We start from the raw sequence: 24367 nt of genomic DNA on the forward strand, positions 1-24367 counted from the left end.
TCTGATACACAGCTATCGCGAGCAGGCTCACTCCTACAGTTTGGAAAGGTGTTTGCAGCTCAGCGGCCGAGGTAAACCTCGATCACCCGCTCGTTGTCCTGCACCTGCTCCAGCGACCCTTCGGCCAGCACGCTGCCCTGATGCAGCACCGTCACATGGTCGGCAATCGAGCCGACGAAGCCCATGTCGTGCTCCACCACCATCAGCGAATGCTTGCCGGCCAGCGACTTGAACAGCTCGGCGGTGAATTCGGTTTCGGCATCGGTCATGCCCGCCACCGGCTCGTCGAGCAGCAGCAGTTGCGGGTCCTGCATCAGCAACATGCCGATTTCCAGAAACTGTTTCTGCCCGTGGGACAGCAAGCCCGCCGGGCGATTGACCGAGGTGGTCAGGCGAATGGTCTCCAGCACTTCGCTGATGCGATCGCGCTGCTCGCCGCTCAGGCGTGCCCGCAGACTGGCCCACACCGACTTGTCGGTTTTCTGCGCCAGTTCCAGGTTCTCGAACACGCTCAGCGCTTCGAACACTGTGGGTTTCTGGAACTTGCGACCGATGCCGGCCTGGGCAATCTGTACTTCGCTCATCTGCGTCAGATCGAGGGTTTCGCCGAACCAGGCTTTGCCGTGACTGGGGCGGGTCTTGCCGGTGATCACGTCCATCAGCGTGGTCTTGCCCGCGCCGTTGGGGCCGATGATGCAGCGCAGTTCGCCGACACCGATGTACAGGTTCAGATTGTTCAGCGCACGGAAGCCGTCGAAGCTGACGCTGATATCTTCCAGGGTCAGGATCGTGCCGTGGCGGGTGTCGAGGCCCGGGCCGACGCGTTGGCCGAGGCCGATCGAGTCGCGGCTGGTGCCCTCATCCTTGTTCGGTTCCACGGGGAAAAACGCCGGTTCGAGCATGAATTCAGCACTCGCAGTGACTCTCATTGTTCACCTCGTTTCTTCAGCAGGCCGATCACACCTTTGGGCAAGTACAACGTCACGACGATGAACAGCGCGCCGAGGAAGAACAGCCAGTATTCGGGGAAAGCCACGGTGAACCAGCTCTTCATGCCGTTGACCACACCGGCGCCGAGCAGCGGCCCGATCAGCGTGCCGCGACCGCAGAGGGCGACCCATACCGCCGCCTCGATCGAGTTGGTCGGCGACATTTCGCTGGGGTTGATGATCCCCACTTGCGGCACGTACAGGGCCCCGGCCAGACCGCACAGCACCGCGCTCAAGACCCAGACGAACAGCTTGAAACCGCGCGGGTCGTAACCGCAGAACATCAGGCGGTTTTCCGCATCGCGCAGCGCGGTCAGCACCCGGCCGAACTTGCTCTGCGCCAGACGCCAGCCGATGAACAGACTCGCCACCAGCAACAGTACGGTCGCCAGAAATAGCACCGCGCGGGTGCCCGGCTCAGTGATGCCGAAACCGAGAATCGTGCGGAAATTGGTGAAGCCGTTGTTGCCGCCGAAGCCGGTCTCGTTGCGAAAAAACAGGAGCATCCCGGCGAAGGTCAGGGCCTGGGTCATGATCGAGAAATACACACCCTTGATCCGCGAACGGAAGGCGAAGAAGCCGAACACCAGCGCCAGCAGCCCCGGCGCCAGTACCACCAGGCACATCGACCAGATAAAGCTGCTGGTGCCGCTCCAGTACCACGGCAGGTCGGTCCACGACAGAAAAGTCATGAACGCCGGCAAACCATCACCGGCGGCCTGACGCATCAGGTACATGCCCATCGCATAACCGCCGAGGGCGAAGAACAGGCCGTGGCCCAGCGACAGCAGCCCGGCGTAGCCCCAGACCAGATCCAGCGCCAGAGCGACGATGGCGTAGCAGAGGATTTTGCCGACCAGCGTCAGGGTGTAGGCCGAGACATGCAGCGCGCTGTCTGCCGGCAACAGCGAGAGCAACGGTAGAGCGATCAGCAGCGCGAGGATCACCGCGCCGATGGCGAGGGTGACTTTCGGGCCGGCCTTTTGCGTGGCCGTGACAAGTAGAGGCTGGTTCATCAGTCGATCACCCGTCCTTTCAGTGCGAAGAGGCCTTGCGGACGTTTCTGGATGAACAGAATGATCAGCGCGAGGATCAGGATCTTGCCGAGTACCGCACCGATCTGCGGTTCGAGAATCTTGTTGGCGATGCCCAGCCCGAAGGCGGCGAGCACGCTGCCGGCGAGTTGGCCGACGCCGCCGAGCACCACCACCAGGAACGAGTCGATGATGTAACTCTGGCCGAGGTCCGGGCCGACGTTGCCGATCTGACTCAGCGCCACACCGCCGAGCCCGGCAATGCCCGAGCCGAGGCCGAAGGCGAGCATGTCGACGCGCCCGGTGGGCACGCCGCAGCAGGCAGCCATGTTGCGGTTCTGCGTGACCGCTCGCACGTTGAGGCCGAGGCGGGTCTTGTTCAGCAGTAGCCAGGTCAGCACCACCACGAACAAGGCGAAAGCGATGATCACGATGCGGTTGTACGGCAGCACCAGATTCGGCAGCACCTGAATCCCGCCGGACAGCCACGCCGGGTTCGCTACTTCAACGTTCTGCGCGCCGAACAGCAGGCGCACCAACTGGATCAGCATCAGGCTGATGCCCCAGGTGGCGAGCAGGGTTTCCAGCGGGCGGCCGTAGAGATGACGAATCACCGTGCGTTCCAGCGCCATGCCGATCGCCGCTGTGACAAAGAACGCCACCGGCAGTGCGATCAGCGGATAGAACTCGATGGCTTGCGGGGCGTAGCGCTGGAACATCAGCTGCACCACGTAGGTCGAGTAGGCGCCAAGCATCAGCATCTCGCCATGGGCCATGTTGATCACCCCGAGCAGGCCGAAGGTGATCGCCAGCCCGAGGGCCGCGAGCAGCAGGATCGAGCCGAGGGACATGCCGCTGAACGCCTGACCCAACACTTCACCGATCAGCAGTTTGCGCTTGACCTGAGCCAGACTGGTTTCGGCGGCGGTGCGCACCCCGGCATCGCTTTCCACGCCGGGTTCGAGCAGGCCTTCGAGGCGGGTGCGGGCCAGCGGATCGCCGGTTTCGCCGAGCAGGCGCACGGCGGCCAGACGCACCGCCGGATCGCTGTCGACCAGCTGCAGATTGGCCAGCGCCAGGCTCAGGGCGGCGTGGACGTTCTCGTCTTTTTCGCCAGCCAGTTGCTGGTCGAGGAATTTCAGCTGCGCGGGTTTCGCGCTTTTCTGCAATTGCTGCGCGGCAGTCAGACGGGTTTTGGCGTCGGCGGCGAGCAATTGGTGGCTGGCCAACGCGGTGTCGATCAGACCCCGCAGGCGGTTGTTCAGGCGCAGGGTTTTCGGCTGGCCGTCGAGGGTCAATTCGCCTTGTTGCAGGGCGTTGATCAGCTCGACACGCGCCGGCTCGGGCTGCGCGGCCCAGGCTTCCAGCAGTCTGGCTTGCTGCACGGGATTGGCGGCGACGAAGTCTTCGGCGTCACCGGCAAAGGCAGTCATCGGCAACAGCAGTGCCAGGGCCAGAAATAAGCGGTATATGGTAGTCGGCATAACAGAGTCGCCTTGCGCGGACTAATTGTGGGAGCGGGCTTGCTCGCGAAAGCGGTGTGTCAGCTTGCATCTAAGTTGAATGACGAACTGCTTTCGCGAGCAAGCCCGCTCCCACAGGGGGAGTATGTCGGACTGAAAGTCTTACCAGCCCGACACCCAATGGCTCAGTTGCTCTTCACTGCATAATCCGGCTTCTTGTCGTTGCCATCGATAAACGGACTCCAAGGCTGGGCGCGGATCGGGCCTTCGGTCTGCCACACGACGTTGAACTGACCGTCGTTCTGGATCTCGCCGATCATCACCGGTTTGTGCAGGTGGTGGTTGGTCTTGTCCATGGTCAGGGTGTAACCGGACGGCGCGGCGAAGGTCTGGCCGGCCAGCGCTTCGCGAACCTTGTCGACGTCGGTGGACTTGGCTTTCTCCACCGCTTGCGCCCACATGTGGATGCCGACGTAAGTGGCTTCCATCGGGTCGTTGGTCACCGCTTTGTCGGCGCCCGGCAGGTTGTGTTTCTTCGCGTAGGCCTTCCAGTCAGCGACGAACTTCTTGTTCACCGGGTTCTCCACGGACTCGAAGTAGTTCCACGCCGCAAGGTTGCCCACCAGCGGTTTGGTGTCGATGCCGCGCAGCTCTTCTTCACCCACCGAGAACGCCACCACCGGTACGTCGGTAGCCTTCAGGCCCTGGTTGGCCAGCTCTTTGTAGAACGGCACGTTGGAGTCGCCGTTGACCGTGGAGATCACCGCAGTCTTGCCGCCGGCGGAGAATTTCTTGATGTTGGCGACGATGGTTTGATAGTCGCTATGACCGAACGGGGTATAGACCTCTTCGATGTCCTTGTCGGCCACGCCTTTGGAATGCAGGAACGAGCGCAGGATCTTGTTGGTGGTACGCGGGTAGACGTAGTCGGTGCCGAGCAGGAAGAAGCGCTTGGCGCTGCCGCCTTCTTCGCTCATCAGGTATTCAACGGCGGGAATCGCTTGCTGGTTCGGCACGGCGCCGGTGTAGAACACGTTTGGCGACATTTCTTCGCCTTCGTATTGCACCGGGTAGAACAGCAGGCCGTTGAGTTCTTCGAACACCGGCAGTACCGATTTACGTGAAACCGAGGTCCAGCAACCGAACACCACCGCGACCTTGTCCTGGGTCAGCAACTGCCGGCCCTTCTCGGCGAACAGCGGCCAGTTCGACGCCGGGTCGACCACCACCGGTTCGAGCATCTTGCCGTTCACCCCGCCCTTGGCGTTGATCTCGTCGATGGTCATCAGCGCCATGTCTTTGAGCGACGTTTCAGAGATCGCCATGGTCCCGGACAACGAATGCAGAATCCCGACCTTGATGGTCTCGGCCGCCTGGACAGTCCAGGTCATGCCCATCGCGGCAATGGATGCCGTGAGTGTGAAAGCCTTGATCAAACTGCGACGCTTCATTGTGCGATCTCCATGAACGTTAAAGTTTTTTATGGTTGGCAGATGCGGACGACTGAAGGTGTGTTTTGCAAGGGCTGTGCCCGGTCGGGATCGGGCAGGAAAATGTCGGTTTAGAGCGGTTGCGCGTTGGTGGGATGCACCATGAAGGGACGCGGAGAGAGCGTTGGTGCAGGCGGCCGCGCCAGATTGGGGCGCGATTTCAAGGACAACACTGTCCCCTGTAGGAGTGAGCCTGCTCGCGATAGCGTTCTGTCATCCGCATTGATGTCGAATGTGCCGCCGTCATCGCGAGCAGGCTCACTCCTACAAGTTGATTGGGTTGGATCAGCGGCGGCGCATCAGGCCGATGAAGAACAGACCGCCGATAGCCGCGGTGGCAACGCCGATGGGCAGGTCTTCCGGGGCGATCAGGGTTCGTGCGGCAACATCGACCCACACCAGAAACAGGCTGCCGAGCAGTACGCAGGCCGGCAGCAATCGGCGGTGTTCGGCGCCGACCAGACGCCGGGCAATGTGCGGCACCATCAGCCCGACAAAACCGATCGAGCCGCTGATCGACACCAGCACCCCGGTCATCAACGAGGCGATTACAAACACCCGCAGGCGCACGGCGCGGGCATTCAGGCCGAGGGTGACGGCGGTCTGTTCGCCGGCCATCAGTGCGTTCAATGGCCGGGCCATGCCCAACAGCAGACCGAGGCCGAGCAACACGCTCAGCGCCGGCACCGTCAGCAACTCCCAACGCGCGAGGCCGAGGCCGCCAAGCATCCAGAACATCACCGCCGAACTGGCGCGATGGTCGCCCATGAACAGCAGCAGATTGGCGATTGCCATCATCACGAACGACACTGCCACGCCGCACAGCAGCAACCGGTCGCTGTCGAGCCGACCCTGACGGTTGGCAATGCCCAGCACCAGAAACATGCTCAGCAATGCACCGATGAACGCGGCAATCGGCAGGGTCAGCAGGCCGACGATTTCACCGATGTGCAGCACCACGATCACTGCGCCGAGTGTCGCGCCGGAGGTGACGCCGAGCAGGTGCGGATCGGCAAGAGGATTGCGCGTCACCGCTTGCAGAACCGCGCCAATCAACGCCAACCCGGCACCGACCAACGCCCCGAGCAACATGCGCGGCACACGGATCAGCCAGACAATGTGCTCCTGCCCGGCGCTCCAGCTCACCTCGCCGAAACCCAAGGTCTTGTGCAGCAGAATCCGCCAAACCACCTCCACCGGCACCCGCGCCGGACCAAAACCGAGCGAGACCACGCATGACACCAGCAACACGGCGCCGAGGGCGATCAGCAACAAGGCGTAGCGACGGTCGATCATTCGCCGTGGAACCCCTTGGCCAGGGTTTCCACCGCCAGCACGTTATCGATCCCCGGCGTGGCCTGCACGTAAGGGATGACGATGAAGCGCTGGTTCTTGATCGCATCGACCGATTGCAGCGCCGGGTTCTTCAGCAGAAATTCGATCTTCTGTTCAGCAGTGATTTCGCTGTAGTCGACGATCACGATCACCTGCGGATTGCGTTCGACCACGGTCTCCCAGTTGACCCTCGTCCAGCTCGCGTCGACGTCGTCGAGAATGTTGCGCCCGCCTGCAGCATCAATCAGCGCCTGCGGCATGCCGAGACGCCCGGAAGTCATGGCGCGGTCTTCGCCGCTGTCGTAGAGAAACACGCGCGGCTTGTCGGCGGGCAGGTCTTTGCGGATCTCGGCGACCTGATTCTGCATGTCGGCGATCAGTGCGTTGGCGCGATCCTGCACGTCGAAAATTTTCCCGAGGTTGCGCAGGTCGTTGTAGGTGTCGTCCAGCGTCGCCGCCGGACGCTTCATCACGAAGGCGCAGGATTCGGTCAGCTCATACACGTTGATGCCCAGCGGTTGCAGGGTCTGCGGCGTGAGGTCGCCACCGACGCGCATGCCGTAATCCCAGCCGGCGAAGAAAAAATCAACGTTGGCGTTGAGCAGGGTTTCCACCGATGGATATTTCGCAGCCAGCTCCGGCAAACCGTCGAGCAACGACTGCATTTCGGGCGTCACCGACTTCCAGCCGCTGACGCCGCTGTAACCGGCCATGCGCGATTTGAGGCCGAGGGCGAGCATCATCTGGGTCATGTTGATGTCGTGGCTGACCGCGTGTTTCGGCGCTTCGTTGAAGGTCACTTCGCGGTTGCAGCTATGGATGGTCAACGGGTATTTCGTAGCTTCGGCGAAGGCCTGGGCACTGCACAACAAAAGAGCGACACAAAGCAGGGAACGCACAGTCATGGTCGGGTTATCCAGGTGATTCGCGGGTAGCCGTGAAGAGGGTGGGAATCGATCAACGCCTCGACGCCGAACACGTCGCGCAGCAGCTCGGTGGTGAGTACCTGTTGCGGCGTGCCGCTGGCGACGATCCGCCCGTGATTGATCACGTACAGTCGGTCACAGAACGCGGCGGCCAGGTTCAGGTCGTGAATGCTGGCGAGGGTGCCGATCTGCAGACGTTTGACCAGTTGCAGCAGTTCGAGCTGATAACGCGGGTCTAGGTGGTTGGTCGGCTCGTCGAGGATCAGCAGTTGCGGTTGCTGAGTCAGGGCGCGGGCAAGGATCACCCGCTGCTTCTCACCGCCGGACAGGGTGGCGAACGCATGGTCTTCGAAGCCGTCGAGGCCGACGGATTTGAGCGCTTGCGTCGCCAGATTGCGATCTTCCAGCGTGTCGCCATCGAACAGGCCTTTGTGCGGCGTGCGACCCATGGCGACCACTTCTTCGACGGTCAGGCCAAAGGCATCGGGGAATTCCTGCAGGACCACGGCGATGCGTTTCGCGCACCAGCGCGAGGATTGCTTCCACACGTTGTGGTGATCGAGTCTGACCTCTCCGCTTTCCGGCTGACTGAAGCGATAGGCGCAGCGCAGCAGGCTGGTCTTGCCGCTGCCGTTGGGCCCGATCAGCCCGACAAACTCACCGGCGGCCACCTGCAACGAGGCGTCACGCAGCTGGAACTGGTGATGGCAGTGGCCGTGGCCCAGAGGTGTCCAGGCCAGGTTGGCGAGGGTCAGTGAGGTCATGCTTTTACTCTGAAATATCGGGTGTTGCTGATGACGCCTTCGCGAGCAAGCCCGCTCCCACAGTGGATCGCATTTCAATGTGGGAGCGAGCTTGCTCGCGAAGGGGCCGGTGAATCAAAAGGTGTAATCCGCCGTGACGAAGAACGATCTCGGCTCGCCGAGAATCCACTGCTGGCCGGCATTGTATTGGCTTTGTGCGTACTGGCGGTCAAACAGATTGTTCAGTTGCAGGCCAAGCGTGGTGTTGCGCAGGGCTTGCCACGACAGCGTCGCATCGACCAGGGTGTAACTTGGCAGCTCGTTGCGGTTGGCCATGTCGGCGTAACGCGCATCGACATAACGCACGCCGGCACCGGCCTTCAGATCATCGCTGAGGTTTTTGTTCAGCCACAGATTGGCGGTGCGCCGTGGCACATCCACCGGGCGATTGCCGTTGTACGACAGGGTTTGCCCGTCGACCACTTCGGAGAAGTCATCGTACTTGGCCTTCACGATCGCCGCGTTGGCCTGCAGTTGCCAGGCGTGCGGCAGTTGCAGATCGAGGCTGGCTTCCAGGCCGTTGGAAGATTGCTGGCCAACTTGCTGCTTGAGCGTCGGGTTGCCCGGATCGTCGGTCAGCAGTTTCTTTTTGACGATGCGATAGGCCGCCAGGGTGAACTCGCCGCGTTGATCCCAGAACAACTGCTTCATGCCGACCTCGGTCTGGCGTGCAGTCGACAGGTCGTATTGCTGCTGGCTCGGACTGAGGGATATCAGGCCGCCGATGCCGTCGGTGCTGGTCGCAACCTGACCGTAGAACGAAGTCTCGGGCGTCAGCGCAAACACCAGTCCGGCCTTCCAGTTGTTGCCGGTCAGGGTCTTGTCGCTCTGGCTGTCGTCGACCAGATTGTTGCGATCCACATGTACATAGTCACGGCGCACGCCGGTCACCAGCGACCAGCGCTCGCTCAGTTGCGTGCGGTTTTCAGCGAACACTGACATCTGTTTGGTGGTGCTGTCGAACTGGTCGCGGTACGGGTTGGCGCTTTCGAAATAGCCCGGTTGCGGGTGATACAGATCCAGCGCCTGACCGTTCGGCAGCACATCGTTGAACGGCGAGTTGCTGTTGAGCTGGAAGCGGATGCGGTTGTAATCGACGCCGGTCACGGTCTGGCTGTCGAGGCCGAACAGCGAGTGCTTGAAGGTGAAGGTCTGGCGGTCGCCGACCTGCTCCTGCTGATGGCCGATGCCGAAGTAGCCGCTGCGGCTGAGCTGTTGCGTGGCGGTGTCGAAGTTGTAGTTTTCGGCGTTCTGCCAGCGGCGCTGGGCTTTGAGGTAGTACAGCTCGTTGCTGGCACTGACGGCGTCGTTGATCTGCCAATCGCTGGTCAGGCGCGTCCACTGATCGTTGTAGTGCTGCTGGTCGTCGCGCACGTTGTAGTTCTTGTTGCGCAGGCTGTCCTGCAATCGGCCGTTGATCAGTGGAGTGCCGAAGTAGTTCTGCGGGCGCTGATCGCCGTAATCGTGGGCGAGGGTGAAGGCCAGGTCTTCGGTGGCCTGCCAGCGCAGGGCGGCGCTGATGAAGTCGCTGGAGGAGTCACCGCGATCGATCCAGCCGTTGCTGCGCAGACGATTGAGATTGAGGCGATAGCTCAGGGTGTCGCTCAGCGAGCCGCCGCTGTCGAACGCCTGCTGCTGGCTGTCGTAGGAACCGTAGCCGACGCGCAGGTGATTTTCGATTTCACCCTCGAACGGTTTCTTCGGAATCACGTTGACCACCGCACCGGTCGCGCCTTCGCCGTACAGCACCGAGGCCGGGCCGCGCAGTACGTCTACGCGCTGCACCGACCAGGTGTCGACCGGAAAGGTCACGGTGCCCATGCCGGTGTACATCCGATTGCCGTCATACAACTGCATCACCGAACTCTGCCCGGTAAAACCGCGTGCCTGCAACGAGGTGCCGCCATCGCCCGGGGTGCCGGTGCGGCTGATGCCGGTGCTGCGCGACACGGCGTCCTGCACGCTGCGATCACCACGGGCACGAACCTGCTCGCCGCTAAGGCTTTCGACGCTGGCCGGAGTTTCCATGGCCGTCAGGTTCAGGCGCGAGCCGGCGGTGGTCGGCGTGGTCAGGCTGACACTTTCTTCGTCAACCGCAGGTGCGGAGATGGTGCCGGTGGGCAGCGTCAGCGGCTGGCCGTCGGCGTTGGCGTTGTTCAGGGCGAACAGGCAGAGGCTGGACAAGAGGTACTTGTTCATCGGGACGGTGAATCACTTCTTCAAAAGAAAGCCCGCAACTTTTGGTTGCGGGCAGGGCGGCCTATTTGCGTTATACAGTAACACTAAAAAATGCCGGAGTTTAAGTCCCGGCAGTTTAAAGATCTGTCTGAAACGCGCATCTCGCCTGCTTCACGTTGAAGTTGAGGCAGATTCAGCTTGGCGGCCCAGACGCGACAACAGCAGCCGATCCAGCAGCCAGACCAGTACCAGCGAAGCCCCCACCAGCGGAAAGATCACGGCCAGCGCGAGCATGATCGCCACGCCGGTTTTCCATTTCGGCAGGTCATGGCGCAGCGGCGGCACGCCGAACTTGCCTTGCGGACGCCGCTTCCACCAGATCACCACACCGCTGACGGCGCTGAGCAGAATCATCAGGCAGATCAGCAGCACGACGATCTGGTTGAAGGTGCCGAACATCTTGCCTTCATGCAGCATCACGCCGATTTCCGTTGCCCGCGCCACTGCGCCGTACTGCTCGAAACGCACATCGGCGAGAACCTTGCCGGTGTACTGATCGACATGCAAGGTCGCGTCGTTGCGCGGGTCGTCGGCGAATACCGCGATGGTGAACACGCCGGTCGCGGTGGTTGGCAGGGTGATGCTGTAGCCGGGTTCGACCTTGCGTTCAATGGCGATGTTCTGCACCTCTTGCAGGCTGATCGCGGGTGCGGCGGGGCCGTGTTGCATACCGCCGTGGGCCATGTGTTCAGCGTGGTCGCCGGACATCGGCATCGGCGTGTTTTCCATCGCCCATGGCACGGTCTGGCGCGCGGCGTTGTTGAGGCTGCCAGCCTCGACGTCGGAGGTCGGCACGTTGTTCCACATCGCGGCCGGGAACACGTTCCACACCTGCGCATATTGCTGGCCCCAGAACCCGGTCCAGGTCATGCCGCTGAGCAGCATCACCAGCAGCAATGCCGCGCCCCAGAACCCGGTGACCGCGTGCAGATCACGCCACAATACGCGACCGCGACTGTTCAGGCGTGGCCACAGAATCCCCGCCGCCTGACCGCGCGGCCACCACAGAAACACCCCCGACACCACCAGCACTACGCCCCAACCGGCGGCGAGTTCGATCAGGCGATCACCGAGCGTGCCGATCATCAATTCGCCGTGAATGGCGCGGGCGACGGCTTGCAGATTTTTCTTCGCATCCTGCTCGCCGAGGATGTCGCCGTGGTACGGATCGATGAATACGTTGAGTTCATGACCCTCATTCTTGACGACAAACTGAGCGCTGCGCTCGGCGTTGGCCGGCGGCAGGTATTGGCTGATCTGGCCTTGTGGATAAGCGCTCTTGACCCGTTGCAGCAAGTCATCGGCCGGCACCGTGTGATGCCCGGCGGGGACGTTGAGCAGGCTGCTGTACATCAGTGAATCGAGTTGCGGTTTGAACAGGTAGATGATGCCGGTCAGGGCCAGCATTACCATGAACGGCGCGACGAATAGGCCGGCATAGAAATGCCAGCGCCACGCCAGGTTGTAGAAATTCGCTTTGGGCTTTTGCATCACGTTTGCTCCGCTTGGCTTGGATCTTTTAGTTGTTCTGTATGGGTAGCGTCACCGCTGCACTCATGTGGGAGCGGGCTTGCTCGCGAAAGCGTCGTGTCAGGCGCCACCCGTGCCGGATGTGCCGCCGTCTTCGCGAGCAAGCCCGCTCCCACAAGGGCAGGGCGTGCCGCTCGGTTAGAAACTCATATCGACCTTGGTCCAGAGCGTGCGCCCCGGCTCATTGATCGCTTGCGGGTCGTTGGCCGGGTAGCCGAAGCCGGCGTTGCCCGCCAGGTTCAGGTGCTCGGCGTAAGCCTTGCCGAACAGGTTGTCGACGCCGGTGCTGACCTTCCAGTTTTTGTTGATCCGGTAGGCGCCGTTGAGCGAGAACACGCCAAAGCCGCCGCTCTTGTCGTAGTCCTTGCCGACCACGTTGCCCTTGTTCTGGTCGATGCGGTTTTGCGCCGCGACCACGCGCCACAGCGCCCCGGCGCTCCAGTTGTCTTCGCTGTAGGTCAGGCCGAAGCGCGCATCCAGCGGCGGCATTTGCGGCAGGGCTTTGCCGTCGCTGCTGTTCTTGCCCCAGGCGTAAGCCAGGGTCGCGTCGGCTTTCCAGTTATCGGTGAGTTTGTAGGCGGCACCGAGCTCGCCACCCATGATCCGCGCGTCGATGTTTTCCGCGCGCGAAGTGCTCATGCCCATCATCGTCGGTGTGTAGTCGAACAGGATGTAGTCGCGCACCACACCGATGTAGCCCGAGGCCCAGGCTTCGAGTTCGGCGGTCTTGTAGTTGACGCCGAAGTCGAACTGGGTGGTCTTCTCCGGTTTGATCGAGTCAAACGCATTCAGCGAGCCGGCCGGGCCGGACTTCGGTGAAAACAGCTCCCAATAATCCGGGAAGCGCTGCGCGTGACCGAGGCCGGCGTACAGCGTGGCCGGGCTGTCAGCGAGGTCATGCTCGTAACGCACGAAGCCGCTTGGCAGGGTGTCGGCGCGGGTCTCGTCGGCGGTCGGATTTGGCCGGCTCATCATTCCCGAACCAATGCGCTGCCGGTAATCCTTGGCCGAAGCACGGTCGACCCGGGCGCCGGTAATCAGCCGATCACGGTCGGCGGCGTACCAGGTCATTTCGCTGAACACGCCGTAGTTATGGAAATCGGCGTCCTTGGTGTAGGGCTGATCCTTGTAGGTGTCGATGCCCATGCCGCTGCGCTGGCGATGCTCGTTGGTCTGCGCATCGAGACCGGTGATCAGCTGGATGTCGGCCCAGCGCCAGGTTGCCTTGATCCGCGCGCCGAGGGTGCGCCGGTCGACGTTGGACGCCATGGGCCCGGCCATCATCCCGGTGCCGGACGGTGTGCGCAGGGTGTAGTTGTCCATCACGTGGTCGGCGTAGTTGTAGTAAACCTGTGCTTCAACTTTCTCCAGCACGTCGGTGATGTTGGATTTTTCGAAGCGCAGGCCGAGGCTTTCGCGAAGGAACTGCGAACCGTCCATGCCGCGCCCGGCGTAGCGCGCTTCGCCATCGCCCTTGCCGGCGGTGAGTTCGATCAGGGTGTCGGCGTCCGGGGTCCAGCCGAGCGCGATGTCACCGTTCCACTTGTCGTAGCGCGAGGCAACGATGTCGTTGTTGCCGTCGCGATAGTCGTCGGAGTGCGCGGTATTGCCGATTACCCGTACGTAGCCCAATGGCCCGCCGGCAGCGGCGTCGACAACTTTGTCGAAGCGTCCATTGGAGCCGGCCAGCACGCTTGCATTCACCCGCGTGCCGAGTTCGCCGAAGCTTTCCGACTCACGGTCGAAGAGGATCGTGCCGGCCGATGCGCCCGGTCCGTAGAGTACGGTTTGCGGGCCTTTGATCACCGTGAGTTTGTCGTAGGTCTCGGGCGAGATGTACGAGGTCGGCGCGTCCATTCGCCCGGGGCAGGCGCCGAGCAGCATGCTGCCGTTGGTGAGAATGTTCAGGCGCGAACCGAACATCCCGCGCAGCACCGGATCACCGTTGGTGCCGCCATTGCGCACCAGAGCGAAGCCGGGAATGGTCTTCAGGTAATCGCCGCCGTCACTGGCTGGCACCGGTTGGCGCGGGTCCTTGGGGTTGGTGACGATGGTCAGTGGCGAGCTTGGAGCGATCGCGGTGATCACCGTCGGACTCAGTTCTTCGTTGTGCCCGGCGTGGTCATCGGCCAACACCAGCGGCGATAACAGAACGCCGCAAAGGACGGCGGTGGCGTGCGAGAAACCAATGCGCGATGCGTTCAGCGCGAAAGACGCCTGGGCAGAACCCGAGCGTGGAACAGCAGAAAACCTGGACATGACAATTTCCATCAAACAGTCGTAAACGACACGGCCGGCAGCCTGAAGCTGTCTTCTCAACCGTGTGCAATCAAAGGTGCGGTGTTTACGCCGTGATGGGCGGGGCGCGGGTGCGGGCGCCGGGGAAGAAGGTCTGCCGGGCATGGCCCAGACGCGGGGAGGGCGGGGTGAAGGTGTTGACGTGGGCAATGCTGAACGTGGCGAACGTGCCGCCACCGGTCAGCGCCGGGCAATTGAACAGCAGGCTGCAATAACCGCACTTTTCCCATAGGGCGTGGTGCGAGGATTGTGGCGGGCAGTGTTCGGCAGCCGGTTGTGCGCCGTGCGCGGCGTGATCCATGCCCGGCATGTCCATCGCCATGTCCATGCTCATCGGCATGGAAGTCGAGGCGTGCTGATCCATCGGCATCGACTGAGAAATCAGCGGGCCGATGAAGATCATCAACATGGCGAACAGGGCGATCCAGCTACCGCGGGTCAGAGTCTGGCTCTGGCGATGCAGGCGGGATGCCCCAGCGCGTTGCGGGCGCACGGGCGTGGTCAGCCGGATCGGTTACTGGGCGTGATCGTGTGCCTGGGTATCTTGCGGAGGTTTCTTCTGCACCGCGACTTCGACGGTGACGTTACCGGCCTTCTCGAAATGCAGGGTCAGCGGGAAGCGTTTGCCGTCGCTGAGCAGGCTGCGGTCTTTCGGGTTGAGCAGCATCACGTGATAGGCCATCGGCGCGAACGTCACCTTGCCGCCGGCCGGAATCACCACGTTGGGCACCTGCTGCATCTTCATCAGATCGCCCTGCATCACATGCTCGTGCAGTTGCGCTTCGGCGGTGATCGGCGAGTCGACGCTGAGCAGGCGGTCGTCGGTCTTGCCGGGATTGCTGATCACGAAATAAGCCGCGACGGTCGGCGCGTTGGGCGGCAGCTCCTGCGACCACGGGTGAGCGATTTCCAGCTCGCCGGCCTTGTATTCGTGGGCATGGGCGAAGCACGCCGGCAGCAACAGCGCAGCGATGACGAAGAGTTTGTTCAACATGGCAGTTCTCCAGAACGATTTGATACGCAGGTCAATTGCGAGAACAAATCAAACCAGAGGCGAGGCGCGGGGATTAAGGCTCGGCCATTGCTGGCGCGGTGTCGGTGTTTGCAACGAGGGCGGCGCCACGCTGCGATTGCTTTCGTAGCGGGCGAAATACAGCTGCGGTGCATGGCCCGGCAACGCCACCAGCGGCGCTGAACCCGAGCAGCACCAGCAATGCTGCATGTTGGAATGGCTGTCGTTGGACGGGGCTTTCTGCTCTGGGGTGCCGATGTTGATCGCCACCATCTTCGTCCCGCTGCCGGTGCAGAAACTGCTCCACAGCAATTGTTCGGCCGGTGAATTGGCCGCCTGCGCCATCGCCCCGGTCATCGGCATGGCGAGCATGTTGAACAGCACTGCGAAGCAGGCGATCCAGGCAAATGCGAGCCGGTGTCGGTTCATGGGACAGATCCGTTGGGTGGGCGATCAGGCGCGGCTATTTAGCCTGATCAGGGCCGATAAGTAAAAAGGCGTCGTGCGGTTTGGTGTCGCAGATCAATTGAAACAGAGTGTAGCGGTGGAAATTCGCAACGCCAGACTCATCCGCCGTTCCTGTAGGAGCTGACGAGTGGAACGAGGCTGCGATCTTTTGATCTGCTTTTTAACGTTCAGGATACGAGCTGTCAGGTCGCACGCCTTCGCGAGCAAGCCCGCTCCCACAGGATTCCTGGCATACACAGACTATGCGGTTGCCGCCGACCACTGTGGGAGCGGGCTTGCCCGCGAAGGCGTATTCGAGATCTGCGCCTGGCTAAAGCCGGGTGACGGCGGCAAGGGCAGCGAGGACTTCATCCGTCGTCACAAACTCCCGATCAACCCTCGGCAACACCGGTCGCTTCAGCACCATCACCGGCACTCGCAACTCCCGCGCCACTTCCAGTTTCGGCTCGGTCGCGGTGCTGCCACTGTTCTTGCTGATCAGCACATCGATCTGCCGGCGTTCGAACAGTGCGCGTTCATCCTCCAGCAGAAACGGCCCACGGGCGCCGATGACTTCGCAGCGTTCGTTACCGGGATAAGCGTCGAGGGCGCGCAGGGTCCAATACTGGTTGGCAGGGATTTCGTCGAGGTGTTGCAGCGGTTCGCGGCCGAGGGTGAACAGCGGGCGGCGGAACGGTTTGAGGGCTTCGATCAGTTCGGCCCAGTCGCTGACTTCACGCCAGTCGTCGCCCGGCTGCGGCTGCCATGCGGGGCGGCGCAAGGCCCAGCAGCGGATGCCGGCGAGTTGTGCGGCGATGGCGGCGTTGTGGCTGATTTGCGCGGCGTAAGGGTGGGTCGCATCGAACAGCAGGTCGATGCCTTCAGCGCGAATGAATTGCGCCAGACCTTCGGCCCCGCCGTAGCCGCCGACGCGCACCTGGCAGGTCAGGTCGGTCGGCACCCGGCCCACGCCGGCCAGACTGTAAATGTGTTCTGGCCCCAGCGTACGGGCGATGGCCAACGCCTCGGTGACGCCGCCAAGCAACAGAATGCGTTTCATGCAAAACCTCCGGCGTGGCCGACAATGCCGCCCTGGCGATCAATCGCAAACACCTCGACCTGCACCTGCGCCGGCACCACGCTGCAGGCGAAATTCAGCGCGTGGCGGCAGACCTCATCGCCGAGGGCAATGCCCGCCGCGCTGGCCATCGCCAGGGCCTGCTGGCTGGTGTTGGCTTCACGAATGCTCTGCTGCAACGCCTGATCAGCGCCAATCGCCGCCGCCCACTCGGACAGTTGCGGCAGGTCGATACTCGAATGCCGCGAGTGCAGATCCATGTGCCCGGCCGCCAGTTTGCTGATCTTGCCGAAGCCGCCACACAGGCTGAGTTTATCCACCGGCACTTTGCGCAGATGCTTGAGCACCGCGCCGACAAAGTCGCCCATTTCGATCAAGGCGATTTCCGGCAGGTCGTAGACCCGGCGCATGGTGTCTTCGCTGGCGTTGCCGGTGCACGCGGCAATGTGCAGATAGCCATTGGTTTTGGCGACGTCGATGCCCTGATGGATCGAGGCGATGTACGCCGCGCAGGAAAACGGCCGGACGATGCCGCTGGTGCCGAGGATCGACAAACCACCGAGAATGCCCAGGCGCGGGTTCATGGTTTTCAGCGCCAGCGCCTCGCCGCCCTCGACGTTGACCGTGACCTCGAAACCGCCGGCATAAGCGCTTTCGGTGGCGAGCAGCGTCAGGTGGTCGCTGATCATCTTGCGCGGCACCGGATTGATCGCCGGTTCACCGACGCCGAGTACCAGCCCCGGCCGGGTCACGGTGCCGACACCTGCGCCGGCAATGAAGCGAATCCCCGGCTCGGCCAGCAGCCGCACGTGCGAATAGAGCAGCGCACCGTGCGTTACGTCCGGGTCGTCGCCGGCGTCCTTGATCGTCCCGGCCTCGGCGCCGTCGGCGGTCAAGCGGCAAAACTCCAGGCGCATCTGCACTTGTTTGCCTTTGGGCAGAACGATCTGCACCGCATCCGCCGACGTACCGCCGAGCAGCAGGCGGGCGGCGGCGAGGCTGGTAGCGGTGGCGCAGCTGCCGGTGGTCAGGCCGCTACGCAGGGGCGCGGGTTGTTCGGCGGTTTCGTCACGCATCGAGGGGTTTGACCAGATCCAGCAGGGTAATCGGCAACGCCTGACGCCAGGTGTCGAACTCGCCCAGCGGTTGCGCCTGGGCAACGTGAATTCGGGTCAGTTCGCCGCCGTGGCGTTCGCGCCAGTGCATCAGAGTGACTTCACTTTGCAGGGTCACGGCGTTGGCAACCAGTCGGCCACCGGGCTTGAGTTGTTCCCAGCAGGTTTCAAACACGCCTTCGCGGGTCACGCCGCCGCCGATGAAGATCGCGTCCGGGCGCTCCAGCCCGGCAAGGGCCTGCGGCGCACGGCCACGCACCAGGTGCAGACCGGGTACGCCCAACGCGTCGCGGTTGTGTTCGATCAAGGCCTGTCGGCCTGCGTCCGCCTCGATGGCGATGGCGCGACAGCTGGGGTGCGCGCGCATCCATTCGATGCCGATCGAGCCGCAACCGCCGCCTACATCCCACAGCAGTTCGCCGGGGATCGGCGCGAGGCGGGCGAGGGTGATGGCGCGGACATCGCGTTTGGTCAGTTGGCCGTCGTGCTGGAATGCCGAATCGGGCAGTCCGGCAAGACGTGACAGGCGCGGTGCCTGCGCATCGGCCAGGCATTCGATGGCGATCACATTCAGATCGGCAATCGCCGGGTCATTCCAGTCATTGGCAGTACTTTCGAGGCGCCGTTCGGCATCGCCGCCCAAATGCTCAAGCACAGTCAGGCGGCTGCCGCCAAAGCCGCGCTCGCGCAGCAGCGCCGCGACTGCCGCCGGACTGTGCCGGTCATTGCTCAACAGCAACAGGCGCACCCCGCTGAACAGCTGCGCATTGAGTGCCGCCAGTGGTCGCGCCACCAGCGAGAGGGTGACCACCTCCTGTAACGGCCAGCCGAGCCGGGCGGCGGCCAGCGAACAGGAAGAGGGCGCGGGCAGGATCAGCATCTCGACACTCGGCACGTGCCGCGCGAGGCTGGCGCCGACGCCGTAGAACATCGGATCACCACTGGCCAACACGCACACCGCTTCGCCGCGCTGCTCCAATACCGGCGCGAGGGAAAACGGACTCGGCCACAATTCGCGTTCGCCACGAATGCACACCGGCAGCAAGTCCAGTTGCCGCTGGCCGCCGATGATCCGCGAGGCGCCCATCAGGGCTCGCCGGGCATTTTTGCCCAGGCCCTTGAAGCCGTCTTCACCGATTCCCACAACCGTCAGCCAGGGTGTCATGCCGTTCCTTAATCCTGAGTAGATCTTCACGGGCGGCATGATAACGCGACTGCCGGCACCTGACGCAGGTCTGTCGTCGCGGCGTGTCGAGAACAACGCGGAAACTTAATGTCGAGTAATAGTGATTTTTTCAACTTTCGTTTTTGTTAGTTTGATTCCAAGTCAGTTCTTTTTAATAAGTCTGGCGCAATGAAGCTATAAAATTAATACGTGCCAAGTTGGCAGGGAGCGATATGGATATCAATTCAGCTACACGTTTAAGTCAGAGTAATGCAGTTGTCGTTAATAATATGTTGTTCACCGGACTGGAGGGGCGCGCAGAGGCCGATAACAGATTTGTGAGGAACTGCATTTATCTCGCCCAGATCGCGGCGGACAAGCGTTGTGACAGCAGCCTGCACCCTGCAGAGTGGTTCGATTACTTTGCCGGGGGCCTTTGGTCATGTGGCTGGAACCTGGAAGAGAAGCCGGTCGTGCTGGTCCAGGAGGCGTTTTCCGGAAGTGTGCAGGAGGCGTGGCGGCGGTTGACAGCCCCCTTGCTCGCGCGCGGTCAATTAGAGCAGGTTGAAGCCGGGCTGGCAGCACTGGAAAGAGATACAGCACTGCTGCAAAAGTTTACCGCTTTGAGTGGCAAAAGCTTCACTTCGCATATTGTGCCGGTCAGTAAGAATGCCAGCGGCGAGTTGGTTGTGGTGCTCAGCCATATCCGCTTTTTCAAGTTGGTATTGAGTACCAACTACCTGTTCTGGCAGGTCCATCAACCGATGTCGCAACTGGACATCCGCGCCAGGAGAATGGTGATCAATCGCCGGGACATCGACAAAAACCGGGACGTTGTAGATCAGGCGATTCGCGAGAGCGTGGCCGACCTTGAGGAGGTCGAACTCTGAAACGCCGCAGTTTCCGACCGGCAGGCATTTTCATGCGCTCGGGCAAAGCAGGCATAATGGCGACCTTTCGCCCACCACAGCGCTGCCAGCCAGCCGGTCATCCCTTGAACGAACGCTCTATGTCCACCGCTTTGCGCCCCTCGGCTTGTCCGGGGTTGCTGCGTATTGTCCAGGCGCTGGATGGCGGTATCTGCCGGATCAAGCTCAATGGCGGCTCGATCACTGCTGATCAGGCCGACGCGGTGTCCGATGCCGCCGAGCGTTTTGCCAGTGGCGCGATCGAGGCGACCAACCGCGCCAATCTGCAGATTCGCGGCATCGGCGAGCAGTCCGCGGCATTGGTCGACAGTTTGCTGGCCGCCGGGTTGGGGCCGCAAACCGCAGCGGGCGACGATGTGCGCAACCTGATGCTCAGCCCGAGTGCCGGGATTGATCGGCAGTTGCTATTCGATACCCGGCCCTTGGCTGAACAGATTCTGGCGACCCTGCAGACACATCCGCGCTTTCATGAGTTGAGCGCCAAGTTCGCCGTGCAACTGGACGGCGGTGAGGCGTTGGCGATGCTCGAGCATCCGCATGATCTGTGGCTGTCGGCGTTCGAACGTGACGGTGAAGTGTTGTTGGCGTTCGGTCTGGCCGGCTGCCCGACCGATCGTGCGGCCGGTGCCGTGAGCGTGGAAAACGGCCATGCACTGGTGGTCGCGGTGCTGGAGTTGTTCCTTGAGCTGGCTCGGCCGGAGCAGACCCGCATGCGCCATTTGCTCGATGAACTGCCGCTGCTGGCGTTTCTCGAACAATTGCGCGAACGCGTGGCGATCAAAGCTGCCGTTGCTCGACAGCGCACGCCGATGGCGGATGCGCTGCATATCGGTGTTCACGCGCAAAACGCTGACGACCGGGTATATGTCGGTGCGGTGCCGGCGCTCGGCCGTCTCGATCCGGCCATGCTGCGGGGCGTGGCCCAGCTGGCTCGCGAGTTCGGAGATGGCAGCCTGCGTTTCACCCCTTGGCAAAGTCTGCTGCTGCCGAACGTGAAGCCCGCCGTCGCGGGGCGAGTCCTGCAACACCTGAGTCAATTGCACTGGCTGACCGACACCCGCGAGCCGCTGTCCCGGCTGATTGCCTGCACCGGCTCCAGCGGTTGTGGCAAAGGTCTGGCCGATACCAAACACGACGCGCGGCTGCTGGCGACGTTGTTGCCACAGGCGCAGCACGTGCACCTGTCCGGTTGCCCGCGCTCTTGTGCGGCGGCCCATTGCGCCCCGGCGACATTGCTGGCGGTCAGCCCCGGTCATTACGACCTTTATTTTCGCGATGCAGCGCTGCCGGGTTTCGGCACGCTGCACGCACGCAACCTTACTATTGAAGCGGCCGCGATCCTGCTCGACGCCCGCTCACGGAGCCCCCTTGATGCTTGATTACATCCGCGACGGTCAGGAGATCTATCGCAACTCCTTCGCGATCATTCGCAGCGAGGCCAATCTGGCGCGCATCCCGCCCGATCTGGAAAAACTCGCGGTGCGGGTGATCCACGCCTGCGGCATGGTCGAGGCGGTCGATGGTCTGCAGTTTTCCGAAGGTGCCGGCAAGGCCGGGCGTGATGCACTGGCGGCCGGTGCGCCGATCCTGTGCGATGCGCGGATGGTTTCCGAAGGCGTGACCCGTGCGCGTCTGCCGGCCAATAACCAGGTGATCTGCACCCTGCGCGACGACAGCGTGCCGGAGCTGGCCCGTGAGCTGGGCAACACCCGCTCGGCGGCCGCGCTGGAACTGTGGCGTCCGCATCTGGAAGGCAGCGTGGTGGTGATCGGCAACGCGCCGACCGCGCTGTTCTATCTGCTGGAAATGCTCGACGCCGGCGCACCGAAACCGGCGCTGATTCTTGGCTTCCCGGTGGGCTTTGTCGGCGCCGCCGAATCGAAAGCGGCGCTGGCGGCTGACAGTCGCGGCGTACCGTTCGTGATCATGCAGGGTCGGCTGGGCGGCAGCGCCATGGCCGCCGCAGCAGTCAATGCCCTCGCCACGGAGATCGAATGATGCAGGCCAAAGGACGTCTGATCGGCCTCGGCGTGGGCCCCGGTGATCCGGAACTGATTACCGTCAAAGCCCTGCGTCTGCTGCGCGAGTCGCCAGTGGTGGCGTACTTTGTCGCCAAGGGCAAGAAGGGCAATGCGTTCGGCATTATCGAAGCGCACCTGCAGGACGCGCAGAATCTGTTGCCGCTGGTGTACCCGGTGACCACCGAAGTGCTGCCGGCGCCGCTGTCCTACGAGCAAGTGATCAGCGATTTCTATGATGATGCCGCCGAAGAAGTTGCGGCGCATCTGGACGCCGGGCGCGACGTTGCAGTGATCTGCGAAGGCGATCCGTTCTTCTACGGCTCCTACATGTATCTGCATGACCGGTTGTCCACGCGCTATGAAGCCGAAGTGGTACCGGGCGTGTGCTCGATGCTCGGCGGCGCCTCGGTGCTCGGCGCGCCGCTGGTGTATCGCAACCAGAGCCTGTCGGTGCTCTCCGGCGTGCTGCCGCATGAGGATCTCAAGCGCCGTCTGGCCGACGCCGATGCGGCGGTGATCATGAAACTGGGGCGCAACTTTCCCAAGGTCCGTGCGGTACTCGAAGAGCTCGGTCTGGCCGAGCGGGCGCTGTACGTCGAACGCGCGACCATGGCCAATCAGAAGATCGTGCCGCTGGATCAGGTCGAGCCGATGTCCTCGCCGTACTTCTCGCTGATCATCGTCCCGGGCGAACGGTGGCAAGGTTGATGACGCCATCCACACCGGCCATTGTCATCCTCGGACAAGGCGCGCTCGCTACCGCACGGCGGATCCAGCAGTTGTATCCGACAGCGCAGATCCACGGCCTCGCCGGACGCGTCGAAGGCGCCGACTGCAGCTATCAGGAATTCGGCGCGACCCTGCGTGAGTTGTATCAGCAAGACACGCCGATCATTGCCCTGTGCGCGGCTGGTATTGTCATTCGCACCCTGGCGCCGTTGTTGCTGGAGAAGGGCGCTGAGCCGGCGGTACTCGCTGTTGCTGAAGACGGCAGCGCCGTGGTGCCGCTGCTCGGCGGCCTCGGCGGGGTGAATGTCATGGCCCGGGAAATCGCCGCCGCATTGCAGGTCGCAGCGGCGATCACCACCAGTGGCGAATTGCGCTTTGGCACTTGCCTGCTCAATCCACCCAGCGGTTATGCGCTGGCTGATCTGGAGCTGGGCAAGCGTTTCGTTTCCGATCTGCTGGCCGGGCACAGCGTGCGCATCGAAGGCGCGGCGCCGTGGCTGGATCAGGCGCAGTTGCCACAAGATCCGCAGGCGCAGCGCTCGATTCATGTCGGCAGTGCCGAGCGTGTCGCCAGCGCCAACGAGCTGCTGATCTATCCACGCAGTGTGGCGGTGGCGGTGAGTGCGCAGTTGGACGATCTGCCGCATGCCGTGCGCGCCGCGTTGCAGCAGGCCGGGGTTGCGCAGCAGTCGCTGGCCTGTCTGCTGGCGGCTGACACTGAAATGGCGTCGGCCAGACTGCGTGAAGCCGCCCTCGAACTGGGGGTGCCGCTGCGCTTTCTCGCGGCGCAGAAAGACCTCGGCGAGTTGGCTCGTCAGGCACTGCCGCAGGCCGCGATCAGCAATACCAACGGTCTGGCGATTGCGCGGGCCGAACAGCCGCTGGACGTCGCGCAGATCGGTCGGCAGCGTGGGCGCCTGGCGGTGATCGGCCTTGGCCCCGGCGCTGCCGAGTTGATGGTGCCTGCGGTCAAGGCGGAACTGGCGCGGGCCACCGATGTGCTCGGCTACGAAACCTATGTGCGCATGGCCGGCCCGTTTCGCGATGATCAGGTGCAGCACTGCACCGACAATCGCGAAGAAATGCAGCGCGCCCGCCACGCGTTCCGGCTGGCGGCCGAGGGGCGTTCGGTCATCGTGGTCTCATCCGGCGACCCCGGCGTGTTCGCCATGGCCGCGGCGGTGCTCGAAGCGTTGCACGAGTCGACCGACCCGAAATGGCACAGCGTCGAGCTGGAAATCCTGCCAGGGGTGTCCGCCTCGCTTGCCACGGCTGCGCAAGCGGGTGCGCCGCTGGGGCATGATTTCTGCGTGATGTCGCTGTCGGACAACCTCAAGCCGTGGTCGATCATTGAAAAACGTCTGGATCTGGCGGCCGAGGCCGATCTGGCGCTGGCCTTCTATAACCCGATTTCCCGGGCACGCCCGTGGCAATTGGGGCGTGCGCTGGAAATCGTCGCGCAGCATCGCAGCGCGGCAACACCGGTGGTGCTGGGGCGCGACATCGGTCGCCCGGGGCAAACCCTGCGCGTGACGACACTGGGGCAACTGACCCCGGATCAGGTGGACATGCGCACCATGGTGCTGGTCGGCTCTTCAACGACTTGCACCTTCCCCAAGGCTGAAGGTGGCGAGTGGGTCTACACGCCGCGCTGGTACGGCGAAAAGCCCCAGTCCTGAGCCGTTGGCGAGGGAGCTTGCTGCCTCGCCAACCGCGATCTCCCGCACAGATTGTTTCCGGATCTGACCGCGTCATATTGTTCAAC

Annotated in this window: 21 protein-coding genes; 5 read left to right on the forward strand and 16 right to left on the reverse strand. The window is 62.8% G+C overall.

Annotated features, from left to right (window positions below; genetic code table 11):
- Nucleotides 1–59: 59 nt before the first annotated feature.
- The 16 genes from urtD to cbiE all read right to left on the reverse strand — a co-directional run bounded on the left by urtD (nt 60) and on the right by cbiE (nt 18923).
- Nucleotides 60–929, reverse strand: coding sequence for an urea ABC transporter ATP-binding protein UrtD (urtD, locus tag VLA07_RS13675; RefSeq protein WP_115985438.1), 870 nt, complete (start codon nt 927–929; stop codon nt 60–62).
- Nucleotides 926–2005: an urea ABC transporter permease subunit UrtC gene (gene urtC, locus VLA07_RS13680; RefSeq protein ID WP_333989446.1), complete on the reverse strand. Its 1080-nt coding sequence runs from the start codon at nt 2003–2005 to the stop codon at nt 926–928. The genes urtD and urtC overlap by 4 nt, the downstream gene beginning before the upstream one ends.
- Nucleotides 2005–3507, reverse strand: coding sequence for an urea ABC transporter permease subunit UrtB (urtB, locus tag VLA07_RS13685; protein ID WP_333989448.1), 1503 nt, complete (start codon nt 3505–3507; stop codon nt 2005–2007). The genes urtC and urtB overlap by 1 nt, the downstream gene beginning before the upstream one ends.
- Nucleotides 3508–3671: 164 nt before the next feature.
- Nucleotides 3672–4937, reverse strand: a complete 1266-nt coding sequence (gene urtA / locus VLA07_RS13690; protein WP_333989449.1) for an urea ABC transporter substrate-binding protein — start codon at nt 4935–4937, stop codon at nt 3672–3674.
- Nucleotides 4938–5261: 324 nt separating this feature from the next.
- A complete protein-coding gene (locus tag VLA07_RS13695; RefSeq protein ID WP_210556685.1) occupies nt 5262–6272 on the reverse strand; it encodes a FecCD family ABC transporter permease in 1011 nt (336 codons plus the stop codon).
- Nucleotides 6269–7216, reverse strand: a complete 948-nt coding sequence (locus VLA07_RS13700) for an ABC transporter substrate-binding protein (RefSeq protein WP_115988311.1) — start codon at nt 7214–7216, stop codon at nt 6269–6271. Before VLA07_RS13700 ends, VLA07_RS13695 begins: the two co-directional genes overlap by 4 nt.
- On the reverse strand, nt 7213–8001 hold the full coding sequence (locus tag VLA07_RS13705; protein WP_027613567.1) for an ABC transporter ATP-binding protein: 789 nt from the start codon (nt 7999–8001) through the stop codon (nt 7213–7215). The genes VLA07_RS13700 and VLA07_RS13705 overlap by 4 nt, the downstream gene beginning before the upstream one ends.
- A gap of 114 nt (nt 8002–8115) precedes the next feature.
- Nucleotides 8116–10239 (reverse strand): TonB-dependent receptor, encoded by a 2124-nt coding sequence (locus tag VLA07_RS13710; RefSeq protein WP_333989450.1) that lies wholly within the window; start codon nt 10237–10239, stop codon nt 8116–8118.
- Nucleotides 10240–10389: 150 nt separating this feature from the next.
- Nucleotides 10390–11769, reverse strand: a complete 1380-nt coding sequence (locus tag VLA07_RS13715) for a PepSY-associated TM helix domain-containing protein (protein WP_333989451.1) — start codon at nt 11767–11769, stop codon at nt 10390–10392.
- 177 nt (nt 11770–11946) lie between these two features.
- Complete coding sequence (locus tag VLA07_RS13720; RefSeq protein WP_333989452.1) at nt 11947–14067, reverse strand: TonB-dependent copper receptor; 2121 nt, start codon at nt 14065–14067, stop codon at nt 11947–11949.
- Nucleotides 14068–14152: 85 nt separating this feature from the next.
- Nucleotides 14153–14599, reverse strand: a complete 447-nt coding sequence (locus VLA07_RS13725; RefSeq protein WP_333989453.1) for a DUF2946 domain-containing protein — start codon at nt 14597–14599, stop codon at nt 14153–14155.
- 21 nt (nt 14600–14620) lie between these two features.
- Nucleotides 14621–15100 carry a copper chaperone PCu(A)C gene (locus VLA07_RS13730; RefSeq protein WP_097089900.1) on the reverse strand — a complete coding sequence of 160 codons (480 nt, stop codon included), beginning with the start codon at nt 15098–15100 and terminating at the stop codon, nt 14621–14623.
- A gap of 48 nt (nt 15101–15148) precedes the next feature.
- On the reverse strand, nt 15149–15547 hold the full coding sequence (locus VLA07_RS13735) for a DUF2946 domain-containing protein (RefSeq protein WP_333989454.1): 399 nt from the start codon (nt 15545–15547) through the stop codon (nt 15149–15151).
- Between the two features lie 349 nt (nt 15548–15896).
- Nucleotides 15897–16625, reverse strand: coding sequence for a cobalt-precorrin-6A reductase (locus tag VLA07_RS13740; RefSeq protein ID WP_333989455.1), 729 nt, complete (start codon nt 16623–16625; stop codon nt 15897–15899).
- Nucleotides 16622–17719, reverse strand: coding sequence for a cobalt-precorrin-5B (C(1))-methyltransferase (locus VLA07_RS13745; protein WP_330207415.1), 1098 nt, complete (start codon nt 17717–17719; stop codon nt 16622–16624). Before VLA07_RS13745 ends, VLA07_RS13740 begins: the two co-directional genes overlap by 4 nt.
- Nucleotides 17712–18923, reverse strand: coding sequence for a precorrin-6y C5,15-methyltransferase (decarboxylating) subunit CbiE (gene cbiE, locus VLA07_RS13750; protein WP_330207414.1), 1212 nt, complete (start codon nt 18921–18923; stop codon nt 17712–17714). Before cbiE ends, VLA07_RS13745 begins: the two co-directional genes overlap by 8 nt.
- A gap of 233 nt (nt 18924–19156) precedes the next feature.
- On the opposite strand from cbiE, the gene VLA07_RS13755 reads away from it, so the two are divergent.
- From VLA07_RS13755 to cobJ, 5 genes are all read left to right on the forward strand, one after another.
- Complete coding sequence (locus VLA07_RS13755; protein ID WP_247268722.1) at nt 19157–19813, forward strand: hypothetical protein; 657 nt, start codon at nt 19157–19159, stop codon at nt 19811–19813.
- 119 nt (nt 19814–19932) lie between these two features.
- Nucleotides 19933–21231, forward strand: a complete 1299-nt coding sequence (gene cobG, locus VLA07_RS13760; protein WP_333989456.1) for a precorrin-3B synthase — start codon at nt 19933–19935, stop codon at nt 21229–21231.
- Nucleotides 21224–21850, forward strand: coding sequence for a precorrin-8X methylmutase (locus VLA07_RS13765; RefSeq protein ID WP_333989457.1), 627 nt, complete (start codon nt 21224–21226; stop codon nt 21848–21850). Before cobG ends, VLA07_RS13765 begins: the two co-directional genes overlap by 8 nt.
- The gene (locus VLA07_RS13770) at nt 21847–22581 is read left to right on the forward strand and encodes a precorrin-2 C(20)-methyltransferase (protein WP_371917839.1); all 735 of its coding nucleotides are present in this window, start codon (nt 21847–21849) and stop codon (nt 22579–22581) included. The genes VLA07_RS13765 and VLA07_RS13770 overlap by 4 nt, the downstream gene beginning before the upstream one ends.
- On the forward strand, nt 22581–24281 hold the full coding sequence (cobJ, locus tag VLA07_RS13775; protein ID WP_330207411.1) for a precorrin-3B C(17)-methyltransferase: 1701 nt from the start codon (nt 22581–22583) through the stop codon (nt 24279–24281). The genes VLA07_RS13770 and cobJ overlap by 1 nt, the downstream gene beginning before the upstream one ends.
- Nucleotides 24282–24367: the final 86 nt, after the last annotated feature.

The organism is Pseudomonas sp. S3(2024), assembly GCF_036861315.1.
In the GTDB taxonomy this organism is placed as follows: domain Bacteria; phylum Pseudomonadota; class Gammaproteobacteria; order Pseudomonadales; family Pseudomonadaceae; genus Aquipseudomonas; species Aquipseudomonas putida_A.

Excerpts from the sequence above, each read along its gene's own strand:
- urtD (WP_115985438.1), bottom strand. The coding sequence starts at position 929 with ATGAGAGTCACTGCGAGTGCTGAATTCATGCTCGAACCGGCGTTTTTC.
- urtC (WP_333989446.1), bottom strand. The coding sequence starts at position 2,005 with ATGAACCAGCCTCTACTTGTCACGGCCACGCAAAAGGCCGGCCCGAAA.
- urtB (WP_333989448.1), bottom strand. The coding sequence starts at position 3,507 with ATGCCGACTACCATATACCGCTTATTTCTGGCCCTGGCACTGCTGTTG.
- urtA (WP_333989449.1), bottom strand. The coding sequence starts at position 4,937 with ATGAAGCGTCGCAGTTTGATCAAGGCTTTCACACTCACGGCATCCATT.
- VLA07_RS13695 (WP_210556685.1), bottom strand. The coding sequence starts at position 6,272 with ATGATCGACCGTCGCTACGCCTTGTTGCTGATCGCCCTCGGCGCCGTG.
- VLA07_RS13700 (WP_115988311.1), bottom strand. The coding sequence starts at position 7,216 with ATGACTGTGCGTTCCCTGCTTTGTGTCGCTCTTTTGTTGTGCAGTGCC.
- VLA07_RS13705 (WP_027613567.1), bottom strand. The coding sequence starts at position 8,001 with ATGACCTCACTGACCCTCGCCAACCTGGCCTGGACACCTCTGGGCCAC.
- VLA07_RS13710 (WP_333989450.1), bottom strand. The coding sequence starts at position 10,239 with ATGAACAAGTACCTCTTGTCCAGCCTCTGCCTGTTCGCCCTGAACAAC.
- VLA07_RS13715 (WP_333989451.1), bottom strand. The coding sequence starts at position 11,769 with ATGCAAAAGCCCAAAGCGAATTTCTACAACCTGGCGTGGCGCTGGCAT.
- VLA07_RS13720 (WP_333989452.1), bottom strand. The coding sequence starts at position 14,067 with ATGTCCAGGTTTTCTGCTGTTCCACGCTCGGGTTCTGCCCAGGCGTCT.
- VLA07_RS13730 (WP_097089900.1), bottom strand. The coding sequence starts at position 15,100 with ATGTTGAACAAACTCTTCGTCATCGCTGCGCTGTTGCTGCCGGCGTGC.
- VLA07_RS13735 (WP_333989454.1), bottom strand. The coding sequence starts at position 15,547 with ATGAACCGACACCGGCTCGCATTTGCCTGGATCGCCTGCTTCGCAGTG.
- VLA07_RS13740 (WP_333989455.1), bottom strand. The coding sequence starts at position 16,625 with ATGAAACGCATTCTGTTGCTTGGCGGCGTCACCGAGGCGTTGGCCATC.
- VLA07_RS13745 (WP_330207415.1), bottom strand. The coding sequence starts at position 17,719 with ATGCGTGACGAAACCGCCGAACAACCCGCGCCCCTGCGTAGCGGCCTG.
- cbiE (WP_330207414.1), bottom strand. The coding sequence starts at position 18,923 with ATGACACCCTGGCTGACGGTTGTGGGAATCGGTGAAGACGGCTTCAAG.
- VLA07_RS13755 (WP_247268722.1), top strand. The coding sequence starts at position 19,157 with ATGGATATCAATTCAGCTACACGTTTAAGTCAGAGTAATGCAGTTGTC.
- cobG (WP_333989456.1), top strand. The coding sequence starts at position 19,933 with ATGTCCACCGCTTTGCGCCCCTCGGCTTGTCCGGGGTTGCTGCGTATT.
- VLA07_RS13765 (WP_333989457.1), top strand. The coding sequence starts at position 21,224 with ATGCTTGATTACATCCGCGACGGTCAGGAGATCTATCGCAACTCCTTC.
- VLA07_RS13770 (WP_371917839.1), top strand. The coding sequence starts at position 21,847 with ATGATGCAGGCCAAAGGACGTCTGATCGGCCTCGGCGTGGGCCCCGGT.
- cobJ (WP_330207411.1), top strand. The coding sequence starts at position 22,581 with ATGACGCCATCCACACCGGCCATTGTCATCCTCGGACAAGGCGCGCTC.